The 23,764-nt window shown below is 29.2% G+C and carries 22 protein-coding genes; 16 read left to right on the plus strand and 6 right to left on the minus strand.

What is annotated here, in order from left to right; genetic code table 11:
- Nucleotides 1–220 precede the first annotated feature (220 nt).
- The 9 genes from HMPREF2852_RS01715 to ade all read left to right on the plus strand — a co-directional run bounded on the left by HMPREF2852_RS01715 (nucleotide 221) and on the right by ade (nucleotide 8,252).
- Nucleotides 221–937 (plus strand): cytochrome c biogenesis CcdA family protein, encoded by a 717-nt coding sequence (locus tag HMPREF2852_RS01715; protein ID WP_070605555.1) that lies wholly within the window; start codon nucleotides 221–223, stop codon nucleotides 935–937.
- Nucleotides 938–945: 8 nt separating this feature from the next.
- Complete coding sequence (locus HMPREF2852_RS01720; protein ID WP_070605556.1) at nucleotides 946–1,497, plus strand: redoxin family protein; 552 nt, start codon at nucleotides 946–948, stop codon at nucleotides 1,495–1,497.
- Between the two features lie 9 nt (nucleotides 1,498–1,506).
- Nucleotides 1,507–2,676 (plus strand): peptide-methionine (R)-S-oxide reductase MsrB, encoded by a 1,170-nt coding sequence (msrB, locus tag HMPREF2852_RS01725; protein WP_070605558.1) that lies wholly within the window; start codon nucleotides 1,507–1,509, stop codon nucleotides 2,674–2,676.
- Nucleotides 2,677–2,682: 6 nt separating this feature from the next.
- A complete protein-coding gene (locus HMPREF2852_RS01730) occupies nucleotides 2,683–3,423 on the plus strand; it encodes a response regulator transcription factor (protein ID WP_070605560.1) in 741 nt (246 codons plus the stop codon).
- Nucleotides 3,424–4,329 (plus strand): cache domain-containing protein, encoded by a 906-nt coding sequence (locus tag HMPREF2852_RS09950; protein WP_261667873.1) that lies wholly within the window; start codon nucleotides 3,424–3,426, stop codon nucleotides 4,327–4,329. It begins immediately after the preceding gene.
- Nucleotides 4,330–4,346: 17 nt separating this feature from the next.
- Nucleotides 4,347–5,105 (plus strand): sensor histidine kinase, encoded by a 759-nt coding sequence (locus HMPREF2852_RS09955; RefSeq protein WP_261667875.1) that lies wholly within the window; start codon nucleotides 4,347–4,349, stop codon nucleotides 5,103–5,105.
- A gap of 132 nt (nucleotides 5,106–5,237) precedes the next feature.
- Nucleotides 5,238–5,783, plus strand: a complete 546-nt coding sequence (locus HMPREF2852_RS01740; RefSeq protein ID WP_070605562.1) for a GNAT family N-acetyltransferase — start codon at nucleotides 5,238–5,240, stop codon at nucleotides 5,781–5,783.
- A 194-nt stretch (nucleotides 5,784–5,977) separates the two neighbouring features.
- Nucleotides 5,978–6,550, plus strand: a complete 573-nt coding sequence (locus HMPREF2852_RS01745; RefSeq protein WP_222563197.1) for an NCS2 family permease — start codon at nucleotides 5,978–5,980, stop codon at nucleotides 6,548–6,550.
- 10 nt (nucleotides 6,551–6,560) lie between these two features.
- Complete coding sequence (gene ade / locus HMPREF2852_RS01750; protein ID WP_070605564.1) at nucleotides 6,561–8,252, plus strand: adenine deaminase; 1,692 nt, start codon at nucleotides 6,561–6,563, stop codon at nucleotides 8,250–8,252.
- A 70-nt stretch (nucleotides 8,253–8,322) separates the two neighbouring features.
- On the opposite strand, the gene HMPREF2852_RS01755 is transcribed toward ade, so the two are convergent.
- The 3 genes from HMPREF2852_RS01755 to HMPREF2852_RS01765 all read right to left on the minus strand — a co-directional run bounded on the left by HMPREF2852_RS01755 (nucleotide 8,323) and on the right by HMPREF2852_RS01765 (nucleotide 12,375).
- Nucleotides 8,323–9,276 (minus strand): 3-hydroxyacyl-CoA dehydrogenase, encoded by a 954-nt coding sequence (locus tag HMPREF2852_RS01755; protein WP_070605566.1) that lies wholly within the window; start codon nucleotides 9,274–9,276, stop codon nucleotides 8,323–8,325.
- A 163-nt stretch (nucleotides 9,277–9,439) separates the two neighbouring features.
- Nucleotides 9,440–11,680, minus strand: a complete 2,241-nt coding sequence (locus HMPREF2852_RS01760; protein ID WP_070605567.1) for an ABC transporter permease — start codon at nucleotides 11,678–11,680, stop codon at nucleotides 9,440–9,442.
- Nucleotides 11,680–12,375, minus strand: coding sequence for an ABC transporter ATP-binding protein (locus HMPREF2852_RS01765; protein ID WP_070605569.1), 696 nt, complete (start codon nucleotides 12,373–12,375; stop codon nucleotides 11,680–11,682). Before HMPREF2852_RS01765 ends, HMPREF2852_RS01760 begins: the two co-directional genes overlap by 1 nt.
- Before the next feature lie 220 nt (nucleotides 12,376–12,595).
- On the opposite strand from HMPREF2852_RS01765, the gene HMPREF2852_RS01770 reads away from it, so the two are divergent.
- Nucleotides 12,596–13,990, plus strand: a complete 1,395-nt coding sequence (locus HMPREF2852_RS01770; protein ID WP_070605571.1) for a Na+/H+ antiporter NhaC family protein — start codon at nucleotides 12,596–12,598, stop codon at nucleotides 13,988–13,990.
- Here the strand turns inward: HMPREF2852_RS01770 and HMPREF2852_RS01775 are convergent.
- The gene (locus HMPREF2852_RS01775) at nucleotides 13,953–14,870 is read right to left on the minus strand and encodes a LysR family transcriptional regulator (protein ID WP_004839646.1); all 918 of its coding nucleotides are present in this window, start codon (nucleotides 14,868–14,870) and stop codon (nucleotides 13,953–13,955) included. The genes HMPREF2852_RS01770 and HMPREF2852_RS01775 overlap by 38 nt on opposite strands.
- A gap of 79 nt (nucleotides 14,871–14,949) precedes the next feature.
- Between HMPREF2852_RS01775 and megL the strand changes: the two genes are divergently transcribed.
- Nucleotides 14,950–16,140 carry a methionine gamma-lyase gene (gene megL / locus HMPREF2852_RS01780; protein WP_070605573.1) on the plus strand — a complete coding sequence of 397 codons (1,191 nt, stop codon included), beginning with the start codon at nucleotides 14,950–14,952 and terminating at the stop codon, nucleotides 16,138–16,140.
- A 284-nt stretch (nucleotides 16,141–16,424) separates the two neighbouring features.
- On the opposite strand, the gene HMPREF2852_RS01785 is transcribed toward megL, so the two are convergent.
- A complete protein-coding gene (locus HMPREF2852_RS01785) occupies nucleotides 16,425–18,419 on the minus strand; it encodes a C69 family dipeptidase (protein ID WP_070605576.1) in 1,995 nt (664 codons plus the stop codon).
- A gap of 280 nt (nucleotides 18,420–18,699) precedes the next feature.
- Here HMPREF2852_RS01785 and HMPREF2852_RS01790 point away from each other — a divergent pair, with 280 nt between their 5' ends.
- Nucleotides 18,700–19,836 carry a hypothetical protein gene (locus tag HMPREF2852_RS01790; protein WP_070605578.1) on the plus strand — a complete coding sequence of 379 codons (1,137 nt, stop codon included), beginning with the start codon at nucleotides 18,700–18,702 and terminating at the stop codon, nucleotides 19,834–19,836.
- Nucleotides 19,837–20,583: 747 nt separating this feature from the next.
- Here the strand turns inward: HMPREF2852_RS01790 and HMPREF2852_RS01795 are convergent.
- Nucleotides 20,584–20,859 (minus strand): hypothetical protein, encoded by a 276-nt coding sequence (locus HMPREF2852_RS01795; protein WP_019119033.1) that lies wholly within the window; start codon nucleotides 20,857–20,859, stop codon nucleotides 20,584–20,586.
- Between the two features lie 144 nt (nucleotides 20,860–21,003).
- Between HMPREF2852_RS01795 and HMPREF2852_RS01800 the strand changes: the two genes are divergently transcribed.
- The 4 genes from HMPREF2852_RS01800 (at nucleotide 21,004) to HMPREF2852_RS01815 (ending at nucleotide 23,688) form a co-directional block, all read left to right on the plus strand.
- Nucleotides 21,004–22,239: a putative DNA modification/repair radical SAM protein gene (locus HMPREF2852_RS01800; protein WP_070605581.1), complete on the plus strand. Its 1,236-nt coding sequence runs from the start codon at nucleotides 21,004–21,006 to the stop codon at nucleotides 22,237–22,239.
- A 3-nt stretch (nucleotides 22,240–22,242) separates the two neighbouring features.
- Nucleotides 22,243–22,974 (plus strand): TIGR03915 family putative DNA repair protein, encoded by a 732-nt coding sequence (locus tag HMPREF2852_RS01805; protein ID WP_070605582.1) that lies wholly within the window; start codon nucleotides 22,243–22,245, stop codon nucleotides 22,972–22,974.
- A 187-nt stretch (nucleotides 22,975–23,161) separates the two neighbouring features.
- The gene (locus HMPREF2852_RS01810; protein WP_070605584.1) at nucleotides 23,162–23,416 is read left to right on the plus strand and encodes an ion transporter; all 255 of its coding nucleotides are present in this window, start codon (nucleotides 23,162–23,164) and stop codon (nucleotides 23,414–23,416) included.
- Nucleotides 23,417–23,424: 8 nt separating this feature from the next.
- On the plus strand, nucleotides 23,425–23,688 hold the full coding sequence (locus tag HMPREF2852_RS01815; RefSeq protein WP_070605586.1) for a hypothetical protein: 264 nt from the start codon (nucleotides 23,425–23,427) through the stop codon (nucleotides 23,686–23,688).
- The last annotated feature ends 76 nt before the right edge of the window (nucleotides 23,689–23,764 follow it).

Consider the following 23,764-nt stretch of genomic DNA (forward strand, 5'->3'; position numbering starts at 1 on the left):
ACCTCCCGGGAGACTAGGAAGTTGCCAAACAATCAAGACTAGCATAAGCTAGTCTTTTTTGTTGTCTATAAATATAATTTTTTTGATTTTAAATTTTTTTTGCTTGTATTTTTATTTTATTATTTAATATCTGATTATTTTTATATTTTACATAAGATATTTCTATTCTATTATTTTTCCTTTGATTTTATAATTATATTATAAAAAAAAGGAGGTATTTATGATTGAAAATCAATTACTTTTAAGCTCGGTTTTTATTGCTGGCTTTTTATCGTTTTTTGCTCCTTGTACTTTTTCTTTGATGCCTGCTTATATTGGTATCATTACTGATCAAAGGGGAGAATATAAAAATTTTAAATTTGGAAAAATTTATATAAATATTGGTGCTATTATTAAAACTATGACTTTTATTTTGGGTCTTGCTACTAGTTTTGTTATTTTGGGTTTTGGTGCAGGTCTTTTTGGAAAATTTGTTAATAATAGATGGGTGATTTTTATTGGTGGCCTTATTGTATTTTTGTTAGGTCTTCATCAAATGGAAATTATTAATATTGAAAAATTGAATGTTACTAAGACTGTTAATTTTAAAAATAAGAAAACTAAGGCTTTGGGGACTTATCTTATGGGGCTTTCTTTTTCTTTGGGTTGGACACCTTGTGTTGGTCCAATTCTTGGAGCGGTTCTTCTTACTTCTGCAAGCAGTGGTAAGGAATTTTATGGGGCTTTTATGATGCTAGTTTATTCTTTTGGCCTTATGGTTCCGTTTTTATTGATGGCTGTTTTATCATCTACTCTTAATAAAAATTTTGATTTTTTTAGAAAACATCTTATTTTTATGAAACGTTTGGGTGGATTTTTGATAATGGTAATGGGCGTTGTTCTTATGACTAATCAATTGCCTAATCTTACTTCATTTTTTAATAATTTATTTATTTAGGAGGATATATGAAAAAATCTTTAGCAATTCCGTTTTTAGTTATAGCTTTTGCTCTTAGTGCATGCTCTAGTGAAAAATCGGTGGATAAAAATATGAATGATATGAAGGATAAAAATATTTCAAGTAATAGTAAGGAAAATAAAGATAGTGATAATTCTTTGAATCTTGAGGATAGGGACGGAAACAAGGTTTCTTTGGATTCTTTTAAGGGAAAGAAAACTTATATTAAGTTTTGGGCTTCTTGGTGTCCTATTTGTTTGTCAAGTCTTGGCGAATTGGATGAATTGTCTAATGGTAATGGGGATTATCAGGTTGTAAGTGTGGTTGCTCCTGACCAAATGGGGGAAAAATCTAAGAAGGATTTTATAAAATGGTTTGATGGTTTGGAATATAAAAATATTAATACTTTGTATGATACGAGTGGGGATTTTATTAAAAAATTTAATGTTAAATCTACTCCTACAAATGTATTTTTGGATTCTGAGGGTAAGCTTGTCAAGGTTGCTCCAGGGGCTTTGGATAAGGATACTATCAATGAAATTTTTAAACAGATCAAATAGGAGTTTTGTATGAAAAGTAAATTTATTTTTGTTTTTTTGATTTGTGCTATCTTTTTGGTGGCTTGTTCTAATAAGTCTAAGAATAAGTCTAAGGATAATGGAAATATTTCTAGCACAAATGAGGAAATCGGCAAAAAAATTGATGAAATTATTGACTCTAATAATAAGAAAAATTTAAAGGAAATGGAAAATCAAAAAAATATGGATAAGGAAAAGGAAAATTATTCTAAGGATGATCTTAAAAAAATCTACCTAGCTGGTGGTTGTTTTTGGGGTGTTGAGGAATATATGCAAAGAATTTATGGGGTTTATGATGCTGTAAGTGGTTATGCAAATGGAAAGGTTAATAACCCGACTTATAAAACGGTAAGTAGTGGCAAAAGTGGCTATGCGGAAACTGTGGAAGTAACTTATGATAGTAAAAAAATAAAGCTTGAGGACTTGCTTAATCATTATTTTAAAATAATTGATCCAACTAGCCTTAATAAACAAGGAAATGATAGGGGAAGTCAATATAGGACTGGGATTTATTATGTGGATGATTCTGATAAGGAAGTTATAGATAAGGTTATGAATTTTCAGGCAAAAAAATACAGCGAAAAAATTGTGGTTGAAAATATGAAACTTAAAAATTTTATTGTGGCTGAAGATTATCATCAAGATTATTTGAGGAAAAATCCAAATGGATATTGCCATATCGACTTGTCAAAGGCGGGTGAAGTTGTGATTGATCCTGCTAAATATCCTAAACCTTCGGATGATGATTTGAAGAGAAAACTTACGGATATTCAATATAGGGTTACTCAAAAAAATGAAACTGAATCTTCTTTTTCTAATGAATATTGGGATAATAAGGAAAAAGGTATTTATGTTGATGTAGCAACAGGAGAGCCTTTGTTTTCATCAAGTGATAAATTTGATTCGGGTTGTGGTTGGCCATCTTTTTCTAAGCCAATAGCCAAAGATGTTGTGACATATCGTGAAGATAAGTCGTATAATATGAACAGAACTGAAGTGAGAAGTAGGTCTGGGGATTCTCATTTGGGACATGTTTTTAATGATGGCCCTAAAGAACTTGGCGGTCTTCGTTTTTGTATAAATTCAGCTTCGATTAAATTTATTCCACTTAAAGATATGGAAGATAGGGGATATGGATATTTAAAACATCTTGTAAAGTAGGGGATTATGTATAAATTGTTAATAGCAGATGATGAATCAATCATAAGAAAGGGCATAAAAAATTTAATAGATTTTGAGAGTTTGGAAATTGATCAAGTTTTTGAGGCGGAAAATGGGAAAGAGGCTGTTGATTTGGCCTTAAAAAACAAGATAGATATAGTTATAATGGATATAAATATGCCTATAGTTGATGGCCTTAGTGCTAGTAAAAAAATAAAGGAAAAAAATCCAGATTCTTACTTGTTAATTCTTACAGGCTACAATTATTTTGATTATGCCCAAGCTGCTATTAGGGCAAATGTGGACGATTATATTTTAAAACCTGTTAGCAAAAAAGATGTAGAATATATGTTAAAAACTGCTGTAAATAAGCTTAATATTAACAGAAAAAATGAGTCTTTGAAAGAGTATAATGATGAGAATTTAAAGGCAAAAGAATCTTATGAAGATATAAAAAAATATATTGATAAAAATGTATTTTGTGAAGATTTTTCTTTAAATAAGATGGCAAGCGACATCGGCTACAATAATAATTATTTAAGCAGTTTGATAAAAGAAATTTACGGTCTATCCTTCCAGGATTTATCCAATAAATTGAGAATGGAAAAGGCAAGGATTTTGCTTTTGACAAGCGATATGAAAAATCAAGAGATAGCAGATGCTGTTGGTATCTATGATGTTTCATATTTTTCTAATAAATTTAAAAAATATTTTGGCAAAAGTCCAAAACAAATTAGGAAAAAATAAATGAAAAAGATTTTCAAAAAAATAGAATTCAAAATAAGTGCTTGCTTTTTTGTAATTTCTATTCTTATAATATCTCTAATGCTTTTTTCTTGGTACAAGCAAAGTTCTTCAAAGCTTATGACATATGAAAAAGAAGAAACAAGCCAAGAAGTTAAAAATGCAAGTATTTATGTGGCAAGCTATCTAGAAAAAAATAAAAACCTTGCCTCTCTTTTGGCTATGTCAGCCGAAAGTCAAAATATAATGGATGATAAGACGGATTTTAAAAATTTGAAAGACATAATAAAAGTTAGCGAAAAAAGCGATGAATTTATAAAAAAAATTTTCCTAGTTTCTGAAAATGGAAATATTATTTCAAATGAAAAAGTAAATTTAGAAACAAATAAGGATATGAAAAATATTTCTTGGTATAAAAAACTTATAAATTCAAATAATATGGCATTCGCAAGCAAGGCTGATTTTTCAAAAATATCTAGTGATTCATCAAAAAATATAATAAGTATTTCCAAAGAAATTAAAGATAAAAATAATAAAAGATTGGGCTTTGTGGTTATAAATCTTTCCTATAAATTTTTGGAAGATTTTCTTTCGACAATAAATTTTGGCAAAGATGGCTATGTTTTTATTTTGTCCTCAGAAGAAGAACTCCTTTTTAAATCAAAAAATATGGAAGATTTTGGCAAAAAAGATTACGAAAAACTTTTAAAAAAGAGGATGAAACCAGAAAAAATGGACTTTGTTTCATCAAATGTTTTTATTCCAAATACCCAATGGAAGCTAGTAGGAATTTCCTTTTCAAACGCAATTTCTAATTTAAAAAAACAATTAATAGAAAGCTCCCTAATTCTTGCCCTAATCGTTTTTGTTTTGACTTTGTTAGTGTCGATTTTTGTATCAAAAAAATAAGCAAACCAATAATTTATTTGATTGGAGAAATCAAAAAAACCGACAAAAAATTATATAAAATAAAATCTCTCCCTCAAGCATCAAGCGAAATACAAATCTTAACAAAAGAATACAACAACCTAATAGATAGGATTTTTGTTCTAACAGAAGATATAGAAAAAAAAGAAGAACAAAAAAGAACCTACCAAGTCAAAGCTCTCCAAAGCCAAATAAATCCACATTTTTTATACAATACCTTGGATACAATTTTGTGGCTTGTAGAATTTTGCGAAAAAGAAAAAACAATAAAAGAAACCAAAAATTTAGGGATGCTTCTAAGAAACAGCCTAAACATTGACGAAGATTTCGTAAAACTTGATAAGGAAATAGGGCATGCAAAAAATTATCTAGATATACAAAAAATAAGATATGACAATAAATTTACCTACGAATTTATAAAAAAAATACAAACAAGCAGTCTATACGTTCCAAAATTAATACTCCAACCAATAATAGAAAATGCAATTTATCACGGAATAAGAGAAAAAAAATCCAAGTCTTACATTAAAATTATAGTAGAAAAAAATCCAGAATATTTAATAATAAAAATAATAGATAACGGACTAGGTCCAAAAGAAAAAAAAGAAAATATTCCAACAAAACTTGGAGGAATAGGCATGGAAAATGTAAATAATAGGATAAAACTTTTGTGTGGAGAAAAATATAATTTAAAAATGCAAAGAGAAAAAGATGAAACAATAGTAACATATAAGCTAAAAATAATAAAAGAAATTTAAAAAATCAATAAAAAATGGGTTGTTTCAACAGCTCATTTTTTGTATTTTAATTTATTTAAAGTTTTAGTTTACTTTTGAAAATCTAGTATGTTAATATATATGTAAAAACATTTAATAATGAGGATAAATTTTATGAATTTAACTAAAAAAATTTTTACTAATAGGTTAATTTTAAGAAAGGCTAAGATTTCTGATGCCTCTTTAGCTTATAAGAATTGGATGTATGATGAGGAAGTTACTAAGTTTTTAAGATGGAAAGCTCATAAAAATGTTCTTGAAAGTGAGAAAATTATAAGAAACTGGGTTGATTCTTATAAAAATGATGATTTTTTTCAATGGATTATTGAACTTAAAGAATTAGCTGAACCGATTGGAACTATTAGTGTGATTTCTATTGATAAAAGTGTTAATTCTTGTCATATTGGTTATTGTATTGGGAAAAAATTTTGGAATATGGGATATACCTCTGAGGCTTTTTCTTCTATAATTTCTTTTTTATTTTCTCTTGGTTTTGATAGGATCGAATCTTCTCATGATCCTAATAATCCATATTCTGGCAAGGTTATGGAAAAATGTGGTCTTGTTTATGAGGGTAGGTTAAGAAAGGCTGATTATAATAATCAGGGGATTGTTGATTCGTGTGTTTATGGTATTTTGAGGGAAGATTTTGAGAAATAATTTGTAAATTATTTATTTGGATTAGCTGGGCTTATAAAAATTTAAAAGGCGATAAAAATAATTTATCGCCTCAGAATGAAGACAACCCAGGAAAAATCTCCTGGGTTTTCTAATATTATTAAATTTTTAATGAATGTTATAATATCTGGGCTGATTGTTTCTGTTTAACTGTTCATTAAATTTTTACTACAGACATGGCTGTATGTGTATTCGTTTTCATTTTCATGTCTATTTTTAACAATATAGGGACTGTAACAGGCCTTTCAATAAAAGCGGGATTAACAGATGAAAATAATGAAGCAAAAGATATGAATAAATCTTTTCTAGTAGATTCTTTAGGAACAATTGTAGCTGGGTGTTTAGGAACAAGTGTTGTGGGAACAACATTAGAAACTTCAGCCGACATAGAAGAGGGAGGGCGAACAGGACTTATGGCAGTGACAAGTGCATTAATGTTTGTACTCGCATTATTTTTTAGCCCACTATTTTTAATAGTACCAAGTGCTGCTATAACTCCGGTTCTCGTAACAGTTGGATTGTCAATGACAAGTGCAGTAAAAGCTATAGATTTTGATAATATAACAGAAGCTATACCTGCATTTTTAACCTTTATCATAATTCCTCTTACTTACAGTATTGCGGATGGTATTATGATAGGAATTTTATCTTATGTAGTATTAAATATTATAACTGGTAAATTTAAACAAATATCTTTACCAATGTGTGCTATGGGAATTTTGTCTTTAGTTAAAATGTTATTTTTATAAGGAGAGAGAAATGTTAAAGAGTGATATGAAAGCGGATTTGATAATAAAAGATGTCAAAGTAATAGATGTGTTTCAAAATGAAATTTACAAGGGAAATGTAGCAGTGAAGAATGGAAAAATTATTGGCATTGGAGATTATGAAGATGCAGATGAGATTGTAGATGCAAAAGGATCCTACCTATCACCAACTATGACTGACGGACACGTGCACATAGAGTCTTCTATGGTATCTCCAGCTGAATTTTTAAAATGTTTAGTTGCAAGAGGAGTTTCAACTATAATAGCAGATCCACATGAGATAGCAAATGTGTGTGGGCTTGATGGGCTTGAATACATAATAGATGAAACAAAAGATCTACCGGCACATGTATATGTAATGTTGCCATCATGCGTTCCATGTACACCATTTGAAACAAGTGGAGCTATTTTAAAAGCTTGCGATTATAAAGAGATGATAAATGATCCGAGAGTTTTGGGGTTAGGAGAAATGATGGATTTTGTTGGAACAGTAAATCGATCAGAAGACATCTTGGAAAAAATTGACTTGGCTAAAAATAGCAATAAGGTAGTAGATGGACACGCCCCACTTTTATCAGGAAAGGCGTTGGACGATTATGTACTAGCTGGTATTTCAACAGACCATGAGTGTTCAGCTGTAGATGAAATGAAAGAAAAGATTCGCCGAGGAATGTACATTCAATTAAGAGAAGGTACAGCTGCTAAAAATTTAGAAGCACTGATAAAAGGAGTTACAAAAGATAACATAAGTCGTTGTTTCTTCTGTACAGATGATAGACATCCGCAAGACTTGTTAAAAGATGGAAATGTAGATAACAATGTGAGAAAAGCAATTAAATTGGGGATGGAACCTTTAGATGCAATTAAAATGGCAACTTTAAATCCGGCTCAGTGTTACAAAATGGAAAATTCAGGGGCAATTGCACCGGGGTATGTTGCAGATTTCTTTTTATTCGATGATTTGAATAACATAAACGCAAAAGCAGTTTTCATTGGAGGCAAGAAAGTAGCAGAAGATGGAAAAGTAATAGTAGATTTTCCACAAAAACTTTCTCCAAAGGTACTTTCAAAAATGAATATAAGAGATTTTAAATTAGAAGATTTAAAACTTAGATTGAATTCAAACAGAGTCCATGTAATTGAAATGGAAAAAGAATCACTTTTAACTAAGAAAATTATCTGTGATGTAGATGTAAAAGATGGTTACTTCGAATACTCAGATTACGGAATAAGAAAAATAGTGGTAATTGAAAGACACACCGGAAATTCTGCAATAGCAATAGGATTGATAAAGGGATATGATATAAAAAATGCCGCTGTTGGAACTACAATAGCACACGATAGCCATAATTTAGTTGTTATTGGGGACAATGATGAAGATATGCTAAACGTAATAAAGAAAATAGATGAGATGAGTGGTGGAATGGCAATATCTTCAAATGGAAAATTAGAAGGGTCTTTAAGACTTGATATAGCAGGCATTATGAGTAGTAAATCAATGACAGAAGTACATGAAGAGATCAAGAAATTATTAGAAAAAGCAAAAGAGCTTGGAGTAGGAGATGGAATAGATCCATTTATGACTCTTGGATTTATGGCTCTACCGGTTATACCGGATATAAAGATGACAGACAAAGGATTGTTTGATGTAAATGAATTTAAACACATTCCTTTAGAAGTTTAAAAAGTAGGTGCATTTGCACCTACTTTGTCAACAGTCTGAGGCGATAAAAATAATTTATCGCCTTATATTTTTATTTATATTTATAAAATCCTTTCCCAGTTTCAATACCCTTTAAGCCTTTGGCAGCTCTTTCCTCCAATTTTTTAATAGCTTTTGCAATTGGAGAATTTGGATCATTTGCTTGAGGATTTGTTTTTGAAATATTTATTACAGTTGTAATACCAACTATATCAATTATTTCGAAAGGTCCTCTTGGAGAGCCTGTTCCGATTTTCCAATCCATATCTATATCTTTTGGATCAGCAACATCATTTCCATAAAGATTTAGACCAGCATTAATAAATGGAACAAGCAAAGAATTCAAAATATATCCTGCTTGCTCTTTTTTAATTACAGCTGGATACATTCCTATATTTTTTGCAAATTCGATAACACTTTCAAAAGCTTCATCACTTGTTTTGTCGTGCTTCATTACCTCAGCAAGATTTTGTCTCCAAATTGAGTTTGCAAAGTGAAGACTTAAAAATTTATCTTCTCTTCCTGTATATTCTCTAAATGTTGAAGGCAAGAAAGTTGAAGAATTTGTTGCAATAATTGCATCTTCCTTTAAATAAGAAGAAATTTTTTCATAAAAATCTTTCTTTTCATCAACAATTTCTGCAATTGCCTCAATAACAAGATCAGCATCAGAAAATGCCTCATTCAAGTCGGTAGTGTATTTTATTTCTTTGAAAATTTTTTCATTTACATTTTTTAATTCTTCTATTTTTTCATTAGTAATTTCGTTTTTATCCTTGAAAAAAGACCTAGGATAATTTGGATTTTCAGCTCCAATATATGAAGGACAAGCCATAAGTTCCTTAGAAAAAATATTGTGTAAATTTTCAATTCTTGGCTTAATTCTTTCAATAGAACCTTCACTTCTTCCCCAAATCGTTACATTAAATCCATGAAAAGCTGTGACGTATGCAATTTGAGCACCCAAAACGCCACCACCAGCTACGGTTACATTTTTTATTTTCATTATTAGCTCCTTTTTTATATATATTTTCATCTCATATATATTGATATACCCAAAATTTGATTTTTTAATTTTTATTGTAGAAATTGACATAATAAATTAGCAAATATAAAAGGAGATGTTAAAAAATAAGCAAAAGCATCAGATACCAAGGTATAAATTTTATTTATCCATTGATATTTTTAAGCTCTTTTACCATGTCTAATTTTGAAATTTTATAGCTTTCAATAATTTGTGTAATTATAAAAGTAAGTAAACTCAAGAAAAATGCAAAGGCAAATATTTTATTTGGGATAGATATATCCACAAAAATATCGAGTTTTTCCATAGAAATTTTTATTAAAAATTTTAGTATTATATTCAGTAGTGGCATTAGTATAAGCTCAAAAATTACAAGTAAAAAGAGTATGGTATTGATGTAAATTTTTACAACTTCTTTATCTTTAAATCCAAATATTTTAAGGTAGCTTATATTTTCTTTTGATTTATCAATAATAGTTGTTGAAATAACGCTCGTTATTATAAAATAAAAGACGAGCGAAACAATAAGGACGATTTTAAAAACAAATTTAAAGTGGTCAAAAAAATGGTCCATAAATTTTGTCATATCCTTTTTGTTTATCTCTGTAATTAAATTTTCTTTTGAAATATCTAACTTTTTATCTGATAAGTAACTATTAAAATATGAAGAATCCTTTCCTATTAATTTATTTAAGTTTTGTCTATTTGTTAAAATTTGCAAAGTTTTTATCTTATCGTCAATTTTTTTTATCTTTAAGGTATTAGTTTTATTATTATAAGAGTTTAAGACTTTTATTGTATCTTTTTTACCTAGATTAAATCTTTGTGCAAGACCGTATGATATAACAACTTCATCTTTTTTAAGCTCATTTAAATTTTTATTATCGTACTTGCTATTTTTATCAACTCCATAAAATTGAATTTTTTTGTCATCAAAATTTACCAAATTTACATTTACAATGCTAGCCATATCCGATTTTATTTTTTCATCCTTTGTCTTTACAAAGTAAATATGGTCATATTTCATCTCATCTTTCATTTTTTTTGCATAATTTTCAAAAGAAGGTTCAAGGCAAAGAGAGAAAACCAAAAGCAAATTTGCTAAGAAAATTCCAAATAGTAGGGCTAGAAAATTTAGTTTGTTGTCTAATATCAATCTTAGTTTTGCCTTTTGCATAAAAGAAAAATTTTTCAATTTAAGTTTTGATATTTTATTTTTCTTATATAAATTTTTTCTCAAAAAGTCAATAGGATTGTGATTTAAAGAAAAATATACAACAAAAAAATTAATTACCAAATATATAAAAATAGGCAAAATAGTCGTAAATGCAAAGGTAAGATGGTTTGTATTTAGCTCAAATTTTGGTAGTTCAAAAGAAAGATAATACACATCAGCATATTTTTTATAAAAATAAGTAAAGGCTATAAAATTTCCACAAATAGATGCCAAAATTGCCAAAAACAAAGGCATAGCCATATAATTTTTTAATAATTCCTTTTTTTTGTAACCAGAAGCTAAAAGACAACCAATTATTGGAGATTCATTTTCGATTAAATTTTTTATTTGCACAGCACTAATAAAGGCTAGAGAAATAAATAATAAAATACTAGCCGAAATCATAGTAGGCACATCCCCATCCATATCATCCATAATATAAGTTATGCATTTATTATCATATCTTGTAACACCATCAATCATTAGATTATTTTTATTGATAATTTTTCCAACATTTTTAAGCCTTTTATTTGCAACTTTACTATTTTTAGAAAATTTATCATGATAAGAATAATTATAAACAATTTTTTTATCCTTTATCTTATCAAAAGTTTTAGAAGACAAAAGACAAACACCAAAGTATCCTGTATCCATAACAATATCTTCCCTATTTTTAAGAAGAGTAGAATAGTCAGGCAAAGAAACAAGGCCTGTTACGAGATATTTTTTATTTTTAATTTTCAAAAAATCTCCTATATTTATTTTATTTGCCCTTGCATAATTAGCAGAAATAGCAATTTCATTGTCATTATTTGCCAATCTTCCATCAAAAATTTGACTAATATTGATACGATTTCTATTTTTAAAAACTCTTAAAGTCCTATCATCATGATAGTTTTCTTCAAAATAAAAATTTTCATAAACATTCAAAGAAAGATCTTCCAAGGCTTTGATTGTTTTATTAGATAGTTTATCAATACAAACAAATTCTCCATCCTCAACTTTTCCATCATCAATTTGCTTGTAATACAAATGTTTAATAGACTGTTGGGCAGTAAAAAATGATGATGAAAAAATAATTAAAATGGTTAAAGTTAAAAAAATAGAAAAAAATTTAAAAGGATTAGATTTTATTTGCCTATAAATTCTTTTATTAAGAGGATTTTTCATTACCAAGAAACCTCCTTAGCAGATATTTTATTTGAATTTACAAAAAGATTTTTTATTTTACCATCATGTAAATTTAAAATAATATCACACATTTTACTTATATTAGTATTGTGAGTTGCAATTAAAATCGTAGATTTATAAATTTTATTTAAATTTTCAATTAAATTCAAAACATCCTTAGCGCTTTCATAATCAAGAGCACCAGTTGGCTCATCACAAATTAAAATTCTAGGACTTTTTACCATAGCCCTTGCAATAGAAGTTCTTTGCGCTTGACCTCCAGAAATTTCGTTTGGGAATTTATATTTTTGGTCAGATAAACCAAGATTATCAATCAAATCATCAATATCAAGAGGATTATCAGACAAAAATTTACCAAGCTCAATATTTTCTATAACATTTAAATCACTAATTAAATTATAAAATTGAAAAACAAAGCCCAAATTATTACGCCTAAAAATTTCCAAATCTTTTTTATTTAATTCACCTAGATTTTTACCTAAAATATTAACATTTCCTATGTCAATTGTTTCAATTCCACCAATAATATTCAACAAGGTAGATTTTCCAGAACCAGAAGGACCTAAAATACAAATTATTTTTCCTTCGTCAAAAGTTAAATCAATTCCCTTTAAAACTTCTATCTTGTTAGAATTTTTTCCATAAAACTTATGTAAATTTGAAATTTTAATCATAATTACCCCTTATAAATAAAAAATTACAAATAAAGATTAACAAGCATATAATCTTTTTTTTTATTATAATACGAATGAGAATCTTTATCAATAAAAATGTGAAAAAGCTTTTATAAGTTTTTCTTATATGCACCATAACTTATATGTATTTTACAACGATTTTAATCTAATGTATTATAATAGTGAAAACGTAATCATTTTTAAAAAAGGGGTGAATATTGTGAAAGAAAATGAAAAAATTTCAGGAAAGGCGTTAATTCCATTTTTGGTTTTTATCGTTATTTATCTTGCCACAGGTATCGTACTTCATTTAAGAGGAGTAGAAATGGCATTTTATCAATTGCCTGCACCTATTGCAGCTCTTGTTGGTATTATTAGTGCATTTTTATTATTTGGTGGAAGTATTGATGAAAAATTTGACAATTTAGTTGAAGGTTGTGGCGACTCAAACATTATAATTATGTGTTTGATTTACATATTGGCTGGCGCTTTCTCTGCTTTGGCTTCTGCCTCTGGTGGAGTTGACTCTGTAGTTGGCTTGGGACTTTCTGTTGTTCCTGCTAAATTCTTAACTGCAGGTGTATTTTTAATAGCTTGTTTTATTTCTATAGCTACTGGTACTTCTGTTGGAACAATTACAGCTTTAGGACCTATTGCAATTGGTCTTGCTACTTCCGGTGGTATCAATATTGCTTTGATGCTTGGTGCTTTGGTTGGTGGCTCAATGTTTGGAGATAACTTATCTGTTATTTCTGATACAACTATAGCTGCAACTAGAACTCAAAACTGTGAAATGAAAGATAAGTTTAGGATGAACATTAAAATGGCTCTTCCTGCTGGAATAATTACTTTTATTTTGCTATTAATTTTAGGTGCGCCTGAAACTCAACCAGCTCAAAAAGATTTATCTTACGATATTATTAAGATTATTCCTTATATCTTCGTATTGGTAGTTGCTCTTATGGGCGTTAATGTATTTTTAGTTTTAACTGGTGGTATTGTTTTATCTGGTATTGTTCTTCTTATGAACAACGGATTTAACTTACTCGCTCTTTCTCAAACTATGTGGGAAGGATTTACTGGAATGTTTGAAATATTCTTACTTTCAATGCTAATTGGTGGTCTTTCTAATATGGTTACCAAAGAGGGCGGTATTAATTGGATTATTTCAAAAATCAAAAAATTTGCAAAGGGAGAAAAATCTGGCGAGCTTGGTATAGCTGCTCTAGTTTCTCTTGCTGATATTGCTGTAGCAAACAATACTGTTGCAATTATTATTTCAGGTCCAATTGCAAAGAAAATGTGTAAAGAATATAAGATCGACCCTAGAAGATCTGCATCACTTCTTGATACATTCTCTTGCGTATTCCAAGGAATAGTACCTTATGCTGCTCAAGTATTAATAGCTGCAAGCTTTACAAAAGGTGCTGTAGCACCATTCCAAATTATGCCATATTTCTGGTATCAATTTATCTTGGGAGTTGTTTCCATAGTTTCTATCTATGTACCATTTACAGCTGCAAAAGATAAATGGAATTTTGAATATGATATGGCTGAATCAAAAGTTGCAGGTCATGTTAAAAATTTGGAAGACAATGAACAAGCTCACGCTTAGTTAGGGATAAATATTCCTTACAAAGCTTTGAAAGATTTTTGGAAGATTTGTAAACATAACCTATATCCATAGATAAATTTTCTGGATTTTCAAGCTTAACAGTTTTGATATTAGGAAATCCACTATTTGGATGAAGGCAACCTGTTCCAACATTAAAAGAATTTGTGTTGGAAATAAGCCCCAAAGTCGTGCCCCTATCTTGGGTATAGATAACCTGTTTGTGATCAGGTAAGTTTACAAATTCTTCCGGCAAAATCTCAGTGTCATTTTGCTCATAAATTATCATAGGATAATTATAAAGATCATCTATCTTAATCAAATTTTCATTCGCTAATGGATGGTCTTTATTAATGAAAACATGAGGAATGACCTTGGCAATTGTAACATAAGATAAAGATTTTTCTTTAAATAAATTAAAAATAGCTTGCCTATAAGGTTCATTTATGTAAATAAAGGCAAGATCAGAATAATCGTTTTCAACGTGGTTAATGGCATCAAGAGATGTGGTTTCTTTTAAATAAAATTTGAAAGAATTATCCTTGTACTTGTCAATTAATTTCATAAAAGCTGAAACGGCAAAATTAAAGTGCTGACTTGAGACTCTAAGCTCAGAAATATCCTTATTATCTGGAGCATATTGTCTTTGGATTTCCTTATATTTGCTGATTAAATCTTGGCATTTTATGAGATACTCAAGTCCCTTGGCGGTTGTTTGAGTTCCACTTTGATTTCTCTCAAAAATTTTAAAACCCAGTTCTTTTTCAAGATCATTTATAGCCATGGAAATGGCAGGCTGGGATGTGTAGAGGTTTTTTGCAGCCTTTGAAATAGAACCTGTTTTAGAAACTTCTATAGCGTAAATAATTTTGTTTAAATTCATAATATCTCCTTAGTCTCTTTGGATATATTATATTAAATATTTGGTAAAAATGAAACAATGGAAATGAAAGGATTAGAAAATGACAGAAAACAAAAAAAGATCATTTGCAACAGAAACAATACACGCAGGCGCAATAAAAGATACATACGGTTCATTAGGACTACCAATATATCAAACATCAACCTTTATATTTGAAAACGCAGAACAAGGTGGAAGAAGATTTGCCCTAGAAGAAGAAGGATTTATCTATTCAAGACTAGGAAATCCAACCAATGATGCCCTAGAAAAAAAACTAGCAACACTTGAAGGAGCAGAAGCAGCAGTATCAACATCATCAGGAATGGGAGCAATCACATCATCAATCTGGCCATTCATAAAAGCAGGAGATCATATCCTAGCATGCGGCACACTCTACGGATGTACATTTGCATTTTTAAATGAAATAACAAAATTTAACGTAGACGTAGAATTCATAGATATGACAGACCTAGAAGAAGTTAAAAAACATTTAAAAGAAAACACAAGAATAGTATATCTAGAAACACCAGCAAACCCAACCCTAGATGTAATAGATATAGAAGAAGTAGTAAAACTTGCAAAAGCAAACTCAAAAGATACATTAGTAATCGCAGACAATACATTTGCAACACCATACCTACAAAATCCATTAAAATTAGGCGTAGATATAGTAGTACATTCAGCAACCAAATACCTAAACGGACACGGCGACGTAATAGCAGGATTCTCATGCGGATCAAAAGAATTAATGACTCAAGTAAGACTCGTAGGTCAAAAAGACTTCACAGGCTCAGTTTTATCAGCTCACGATGCATTTTTAATCTTTAGAGGAATGAAAACCCTAGAAGTAAGAATGAAACAACACGTAGCAAACACCAAAAAGGTTGTAGAAGCATTACAAAAACACAAAAACGTAGAAAAAGTATACTATCCAGGCCTAGAAGATTTCAAAAACCACGAAGTAGCCAAAAAACAAATGAAAGACTACGGAGCAATGGTAACATTCGAAGTAAAAGGCGGAATCGACGCAGGAAGAACAGTCATGAATAACGTAAAATTATGTTCATTAGCAGTAAGCTTAGGCGATGCAGAAACATTAATCGAACATCCAGCAACAATGACCCACTCAACCTACTCAGAAGAAGCCCTAAAAGAAGCAGGAATAGCACCAGGCTTAATCAGATTATCAGTAGGTCTAGAAGATGCAGATGAAATAATAGAAGACTTAAATCAAGCCTTAGACCTAATCTAAAAATTATATGAAAAATCTCCCCACAGGGAGATTTTTTAATTTGCTAAATAATAAAATAAAATATATAATAGGTAAATTACTCAAGACAAGTAGGCTTGGATTTTTTTCGATATTTATTCGAATTTACTTAAATAATGAGATCTATCCACGCATTTGCTATGCTTATTTAGTTAAGATAGGTAAGTTATTATTTAATTTCTAAACTTAAATTTTAAAATTTTTCTTACAAAAAAATCGTATTGGAAAACCCAATACGATTTTTTGCTTTTAGTTTATTTTATTTTCTAGTTTTTCTTTTTTCTTGAAAATATAGCTACAACGGCTGCTACTACAGCAACTGCAATGATTATTAATGTTTTGTTTGATTTGTTTTCTGTTTTATTTGTTTCTTGTTCATTGCTTGATGATTGTGCTGATGTTTCTTTTGATGATGCATCGTTTGATTGGCTTGGTTCTTCTTCTTTGCCTTCTGTTTTGTATTCTACTGATGATTTGTCTGTTTCGAATACGTATTTGTCATCTTCTTCTTTTACATCAATTTTGTCATCTTTTGAGCCGAATGCAACTTCTTTTTCAAAGGCTTTTTTAGGAACTGAGATTTTTACTGGATTATTTAATTTTTCTACAGGTTCTCCGTAAGAGTCTACTATTTCGATTTTTCCACCTTTTTCGTCTTCGTCTGGTGTAACTTGAAGATTCAAAGCTTTATCGCTTGTATCTTTTTTAACTTCCATTGTTGTATCTGTGAAGTTTTCAGTAGCTCTTCTTCCGTAGAAAGTATATTCGTATTCGTTTTTCTTTAAATAATCTTTGTATTTGTCTTCTAAGTCTTTGTTGAATCCTTTTAATAAATCGAATGCTTTTTTAGCTTCTTCTTTATTTTTTTCTGTTGGATCTTTTTCTCCTGAAACTTTTGTATTTGCTATTTGTTCTTTTTCAAATTTGTCAATTTCTGGAGTGATGTCTTTCATAAAGTCATCTCTGTTTGCCTCTACCATGTGTAGGGTATCCATTGCCATCCAATAATGTGACTTATCTTTTTGTGGATCATTTGTTTCGTTTTTAACTTCATCAATTGCATCTTCTTGGTTTGGATAGTATGCAACGTATGGTTGAACTAGTGGGGAACCAAGTGTTAGCCACATTATTCCAGGATTTGTTGCCTCTGCGTCTTTTGAAACTTGGAAGATGTGTGATTCCATAGTATTTCTATTTCCTATTGGATAAGTTTCATCTCTTCCTCTGTCATTTGCTTCTAAATCAAAATTTTCTAGTCTGTTTCTTGTAAAGTCCATTACATTTTTAACAGAAATAGAACCTTTTTTTGCATCTTGTAGGAATTCATAAGTTTCAGTTTCCATATCAATTTTAGAATCAGGATTTAAGAATTTGATTCCTGATGCAACTCTTGAACGGTTTGATGGAGAGAATTCCTTTTCTGCATAAGATTTTGCCAAATTTATAATTCTATCATCTTCATTTCCTTCAAAAGTTTTTGCTTTCTTAGCTGTTTCAAAAATTCCTTTAGAATAAAGATAATTTTCGTCTTCGCTCATTATATAATTGTCACTTTCTTCGCCTTTTGTAAGTTTTGCTTCATTTAGCCAGAAAGTATTTGGGAAAACTGAGAATTTATCTTTTGGATATTTCATTGCAACAAATTCATGGCCTGAATAAATTTCTACATACCAAGTATCTGTTTTGTCAGCAACTACAAGAGCATTTCCTTCAGCAGCTCCTTTTGTAGCAACTTCATTAGCTATTAATTTTACAGCATCTAGTGCATTGTCAGCACTTGATAATACAACTGTTGTAATTATTGCCTCACTAATTCCAATTGGCTTTCCTTCTTCTTCTCCATCAAGATATGGATCAACCTTTTGAACATCTTCGCTTGCAGATGCAGAAACAGTCATATCAGCCATAAGACCTTTTTCGTTGTAGCCAGCCTCATCAAACTTACCATATTCAGGAGTAGTATCACTTATAGAAGTAAAACGGTAAGAATCGTGTGGAAGTTCAAATTCATATCCACCTTTTTCTGCGTAAGAAACATCTACAAGTTTTTCTCCTTTTTTGTATTTGCCAGCTTCATTGATTTTATAAACCTTGTTGTGATTTATTTCCAAATCCTCTGTACGACCAAAAATTGTAGTACCATCTTCAGTCAAATCGCTACCAACTATAACGCCTGTACAAGCTTTTGCAGGTAAGGCTAATGCAGTAAATAAAAATACTGCGCTCAATATTGAAACACATAATTTATTAAACATTTTCATAGTGTACCTCCAATTCATATTATAAATCAATTAAATAAAATAGACAAACGTTACCAAAAATAGTTTTTATTCTTTATTTCTTTATCATAAATAAGCAAAATCTTTTCTCTTTTGTAAGAAATAATCTAAATAAATTTATTTTTTAAAAAACTTAATTAATTAAAAATATTTTTTTAGATAAAGTAATACAATATTTTGAATTAAATGAAAATATTTATTTGACATTATATATATATATAATGGAGACAGAATAAAATTACTAAAATAAGGAGAAAAAAATATGAAAAAGAAAAATGTACTAGCATTAGCACTAGCAGCAGGATTAGTTTTTGGTTCACAAGCAAATGCTGAAGGTCCTAAAATAGTTGATTTTGGTATCGATAATGGAGATGGAAAAGGACAACAACCAGCAGTAACTGAAAAAATGCCAAAAGATAATGAAGGAGCACCAGCTAAAGAACAAAAAACAGACAAAGGTCCTTTAACAAATGCAGAAGCACCATTTGGAAAAGAAGGAGAAATCAAAACACCTGACTACACAAGTGCAGAAGCACCATTTGCAGGAAAAGAAAAAACTAATGGATTCAATGATGCAGAAGCACCATTCCAAAAAAGAGATAATGATGTTAAATTAAACGAAGCAGAAGATCCATTTGGTTCAACAAAAGTTAAAAAAGAAGCTCCAAAAACAGCTTATGAAAATGTAAAACATTCATTCAAAACTGTTCAAGAAGCTATAGCTGCATACCCAGATTCAAAACCAATGTATGAAAATGGAAAATATGTAGTTTATTCTGACAAAGCTCCATTAGTAGGATACCAATTTGATTCAGCTCAAAAAGCTGCAGAAGTATTCCCTAACTTAAAAGTTGAAGCTAAAAACGGAAAATACTATGTATATACAGCTCAAGCTCCATTATTAAAATACACATTTAATACACAAGCAGAAGCATTTGATGCTTTCCAAGATATCAAACCAATGTTTGAAAATGGAAAATATGTAATCTATACACAAGAAGCTCCAAAAGCAACATATGAATTTAAATCATATGAAGATGCTATCAAAGCATTCCCAGGTTCAAACCCAGAAGCTAGAGATGGCAAATATTATGTTCACACAACAATGGAACCAGTTGAAGGAACTGTAGCTAAAAAAGTTGTAGGAAATCCTGAAAAATTAGTAAAAGTTAGCCCAGAAACAGGCGAAATAATTGGTGAAGAAGCTCAAAAACCAGCTGACAAAAAAGATGACAAAAAAGCAGGCAAAAAGGATAATAAAAAAGCAGTTTCAGAAAACAAAACGGAAAGAAAAGCTAATAAGGCTAACAACGTACAAACAGGTGTAGCTGGACTTACAGGCGTAGTTGCAACACTTGTAGCAGCTTCAACAGCTCTTTTCAAATCAAAAAGAAAATAATTAAATTAAAATCAAAACTAGGATGATTTCATCCTAGTTTTTTCTTTATTTTGGTAAATTTAGTTAATAAGAGCAAAAATTATTTTGACTGTCAAGCTGTAGAAATTTTTATAATTTATAAGCTTTAAAATAAAAAATAAAAAAATTAAAAAATTTTTCAAAAAAATGTTTAGAATCGATTTCACTGGGTAATATTATAATAACAGAAGATAAAATCTTCTGATAGTCCACTAGCATGGATAATAAAAATGCTTAAGTTTATAGTGATATATGAGATTTAAAGCTATAAATGTATTTATACTATAAAAATTTAAATGGATTTAGAATCTGAATTCTTATATTATAAAACTTTATAATAGTGAAGCTTTATTTAAAAAAAGAAAATAATATAGGTTTTCGTGGAAAAAGTGGTGGAAATTAATTGTTAAAGTAGAGCCATCTGACATTTTTCTAAAAGATTTGTTTATAGGATAAATAGAAAAAAAGCAAGCTAACAATTGAATAGATAAAGATTTTGTTAGGAGGAAGTTTTCCCATAAAATAAAAAAATATACAAAAACTGTCAATGTGCTAAGATATTTAATATATAAATATAGAAATATGAAAAAAGAAAGGACATAAGAGTGATTGAACCAAAAACAGAATCCTGTGCTAGTGGACATATAAAATAAATCGACTTTAAATTGTAAAGAAATTTTAAAGTCGATTTTTTTTGTGTTTATTTTTAATCTTTTATTTCATTTTAAATTATTTGATTTTTTTCCTATACATTAATTGGTTTACCAAGAACAAAAAGGAAATTATAAAAAGATTTGTAAAGGAATCTGGACTTGATTTTTTACTTATCAATGAAAAAAATATTTCTAGAACTAGGTAGATTGTAAAGGCTATAAGGGTGTGGATTGATGTGTAATTAAAAATTTCGGCATCTCTTTTGTCGCCAAATTTGTATTTTGTTAAAAGTAGGATGTTTACAACCAAGCTTGCAAGTAAAATTATTATTATTAATAGATTTGTTTTCATAATATATTCCTTTCTTTTTTGCTTTATCTTTATAATAGGTTAAAAAATATTTTGTGTCAAATAGCTTATTGAAGATATTTTCTTGAAAGTTTTAAAAAAATCTTATATAATAATAAGACATTAAGAGTCTAAAAGGAGTAGGCTATGGATACTTTAGAAAAATTGAAAATTTTGACGGATGCTGCCAAGTATGATGTGTCTTGTTCTTCATCGGGTTCTAGTAGAAAAAATTCTTCAAAAGGATTGGGCAATGGGCATCTTGCTGGGATTTGTCATTCGTGGAGTGAGGATGGCAGATGTATTTCTCTTTTAAAAATTTTATTTACTAATAAGTGCATTTACGATTGTGAATATTGTATTAATAGGTCATCAAATGTCACAAAGAGAGCGGAATTTTCTCCAAGAGAAGTTGCTGATTTGACTATTAATTTTTACAAGAGAAATTATATTGAGGGTTTATTTTTATCATCTGGAGTTATAAAAAATCCAAATTATACAATGGAGCTTTTGATTAAAACCGCTGATATTTTGAGAAATGAATATCATTACAATGGCTATATTCACATGAAATCAATACCGGGCGCTGATTCTGATTTGGTTAAAAAAATGGGACTTTTGGTTGATAGGATGAGTGTGAATGTGGAACTTCCTCTAGAAAAATCTCTAAAAATTCTAGCTCCTCAAAAATCTATAAAGGCAATCGAATCTTCTATGGATTTTGCCAATAAAAAAATTGTCCAAAGGAAAAATGAGATTAAATTATACAAGCATACTCCAAAATTTCTTCCGGCAGGACAAACAACCCAAATGATTATAGGAGCAGATGAGGAAAGTGATTTTGACATTGTAAGTAGGGCGGAAAATTTGTATGACGATTATTCATTAAAAAGGGTTTTTTATTCAGCTTTTGTTCCAGTTGTAAAAAGTGAATTTACAAAAGATATAAAAAAAGCTCCACTTTTGAGAGAACATAGACTCTATCAAGCTGATTGGCTTTTGAGGTTTTATGGTTTTAAATCTTCTGATTTATTAAATGAGAAAAATAAAAATTTTGATTTAAGAATAGATCCCAAAACAGATTGGGCGATAAATAATATTTCGAAGTTTCCGATGGAAATCAACAAGGCGAGCTTTTATGATTTAATTAAAATTCCAGGAATTGGAATAACTTCTGCAAGAAAAATTGTAAATGCAAGAAAATACAGAAAACTTGAATATTGGCATTTGAAAGCCTTAAATATTTCTGTAAAAAAAGCCAGAAATTTTATAACTGTAAATGGCAAGTATCAAGGTTTAAAAGTCAAAGACCAAAAAGATTTAAAAGAGAGGATGAGCCTTTCTGATCCAAAATCTTTTGAGCAATTATCATTTTTTGGGTGAAATATGAAAATTATAGTTTATGACGGAACTTTTGAAGGATTCTTGACGGTAATTTTTACATCATACAAGGAAAATTTTAAAGTAAAAATAGAAAGTGAAAAAGACCAAATTTCTTTTCTTGACCAAAAATATATAAAAACAAATTTTGAAAAAGCAAAAAGAGTTGAAGATTCCATAAAGAAAAATATTTCCAAAGAATTTTATTATGATATAAAAATAGCCTTTAAATCAGATTATAAAAATAAGGACACGATAATTGCAAGATTAATAAAACTTTCTTTTTTAAAGGGAGAAAAAATTACAAAATCAACCAACAAATACGCCATAGCCTTTAATAAAATGGTAAAAAATTACGGAAGGGAAGCCCATGCCTTTAAGGGGCTTTTGAGATTTAAGGAAATCCAAGAAGGATTTTTGTTTGCCAAATATGAATCCCACAACGATATTTTAGAAGATTTGTCCAGACATTTTTTACAAAGAATGCCAAAGGAAAAATTTGTAATATACGACAAAAATAGAAACAAAGCTTTTGTATCAATTTATGGAAATTTTGAAGTGGTAGAAATATTAAATCTTGATATAAAAGAAAGTAAGAAGGAAGAATTTTTTCAAAATCTATGGATAGGATTCTACGATGCCATAGCCATAAAAGAAAGAAAAAATAAAAAACTAATGATAGAAAATATGCCCAAAAAATACTGGAAATATTTGCCAGAAAAAAATAGAAAAAATTGAAAAGGAGCACAAGCTCCTTTTTTATTGCAAAAATAAGATATTTAGTTGCTTTGTGTAATTTATTAAAGAAAATAATATAATTATTTTTTAAAATTTATATTATAAAATTGGATTTAATATTTTTTATTGGGGTAAAAAATTAAAAGAGAGAGTAAGTATTTGAGTTTGAAAAATAATAAGGAGAAATATGGAAGATAGGACAAGAAATTTTCAAATTATAGGAGCAAGTCTTTCTTATATTCTTGTCATGATAATATCATGGGCGAAAAATTTAAATACCAGCGGACCAAACGCTATATTTTCTGCAATGATCTTATTTGGATTGACTTATAAAACTTTTATAAAAAAAGAAAAACTTAAAAAAAGTGAATTTGTTTTTAGATTTTTAACCATACTTGGTTTTGGCGCTATAATGCTTACAAGTTTTCGCGATTTAATTTAGGAGGAAATATGAAAAGACAAGTTGAAGTACCAATTTTTATTTTGGGAATTGTAATATGGGTTGTTGCAATATTTTTGCCAGTTGATAGCTTGGAATTTGTTTTAGGAAACGGACTAAGGCCATTAGGACTTGCAACTATATTTATTTGCCCGATTTTGGGAATAATTGGAATGCTTTTTTCTATAAAAAATAGAAATATCATATTATCGTTTTTAAATATTTTTTTAATACTTGCTTTTCCAATTACTATGAGTATTGGATATTATTTTTAATAAATTGTAAAAAGACCTTATGGTTTCGGAGCGTAGACAAACCCTTAAGCACGAATATCTGACTCCAAAAATTGTT

The sequence above is a fragment of the Anaerococcus sp. HMSC065G05 genome, assembly GCF_001812365.1.
Classification (GTDB): domain Bacteria; phylum Bacillota; class Clostridia; order Tissierellales; family Peptoniphilaceae; genus Anaerococcus; species Anaerococcus vaginalis.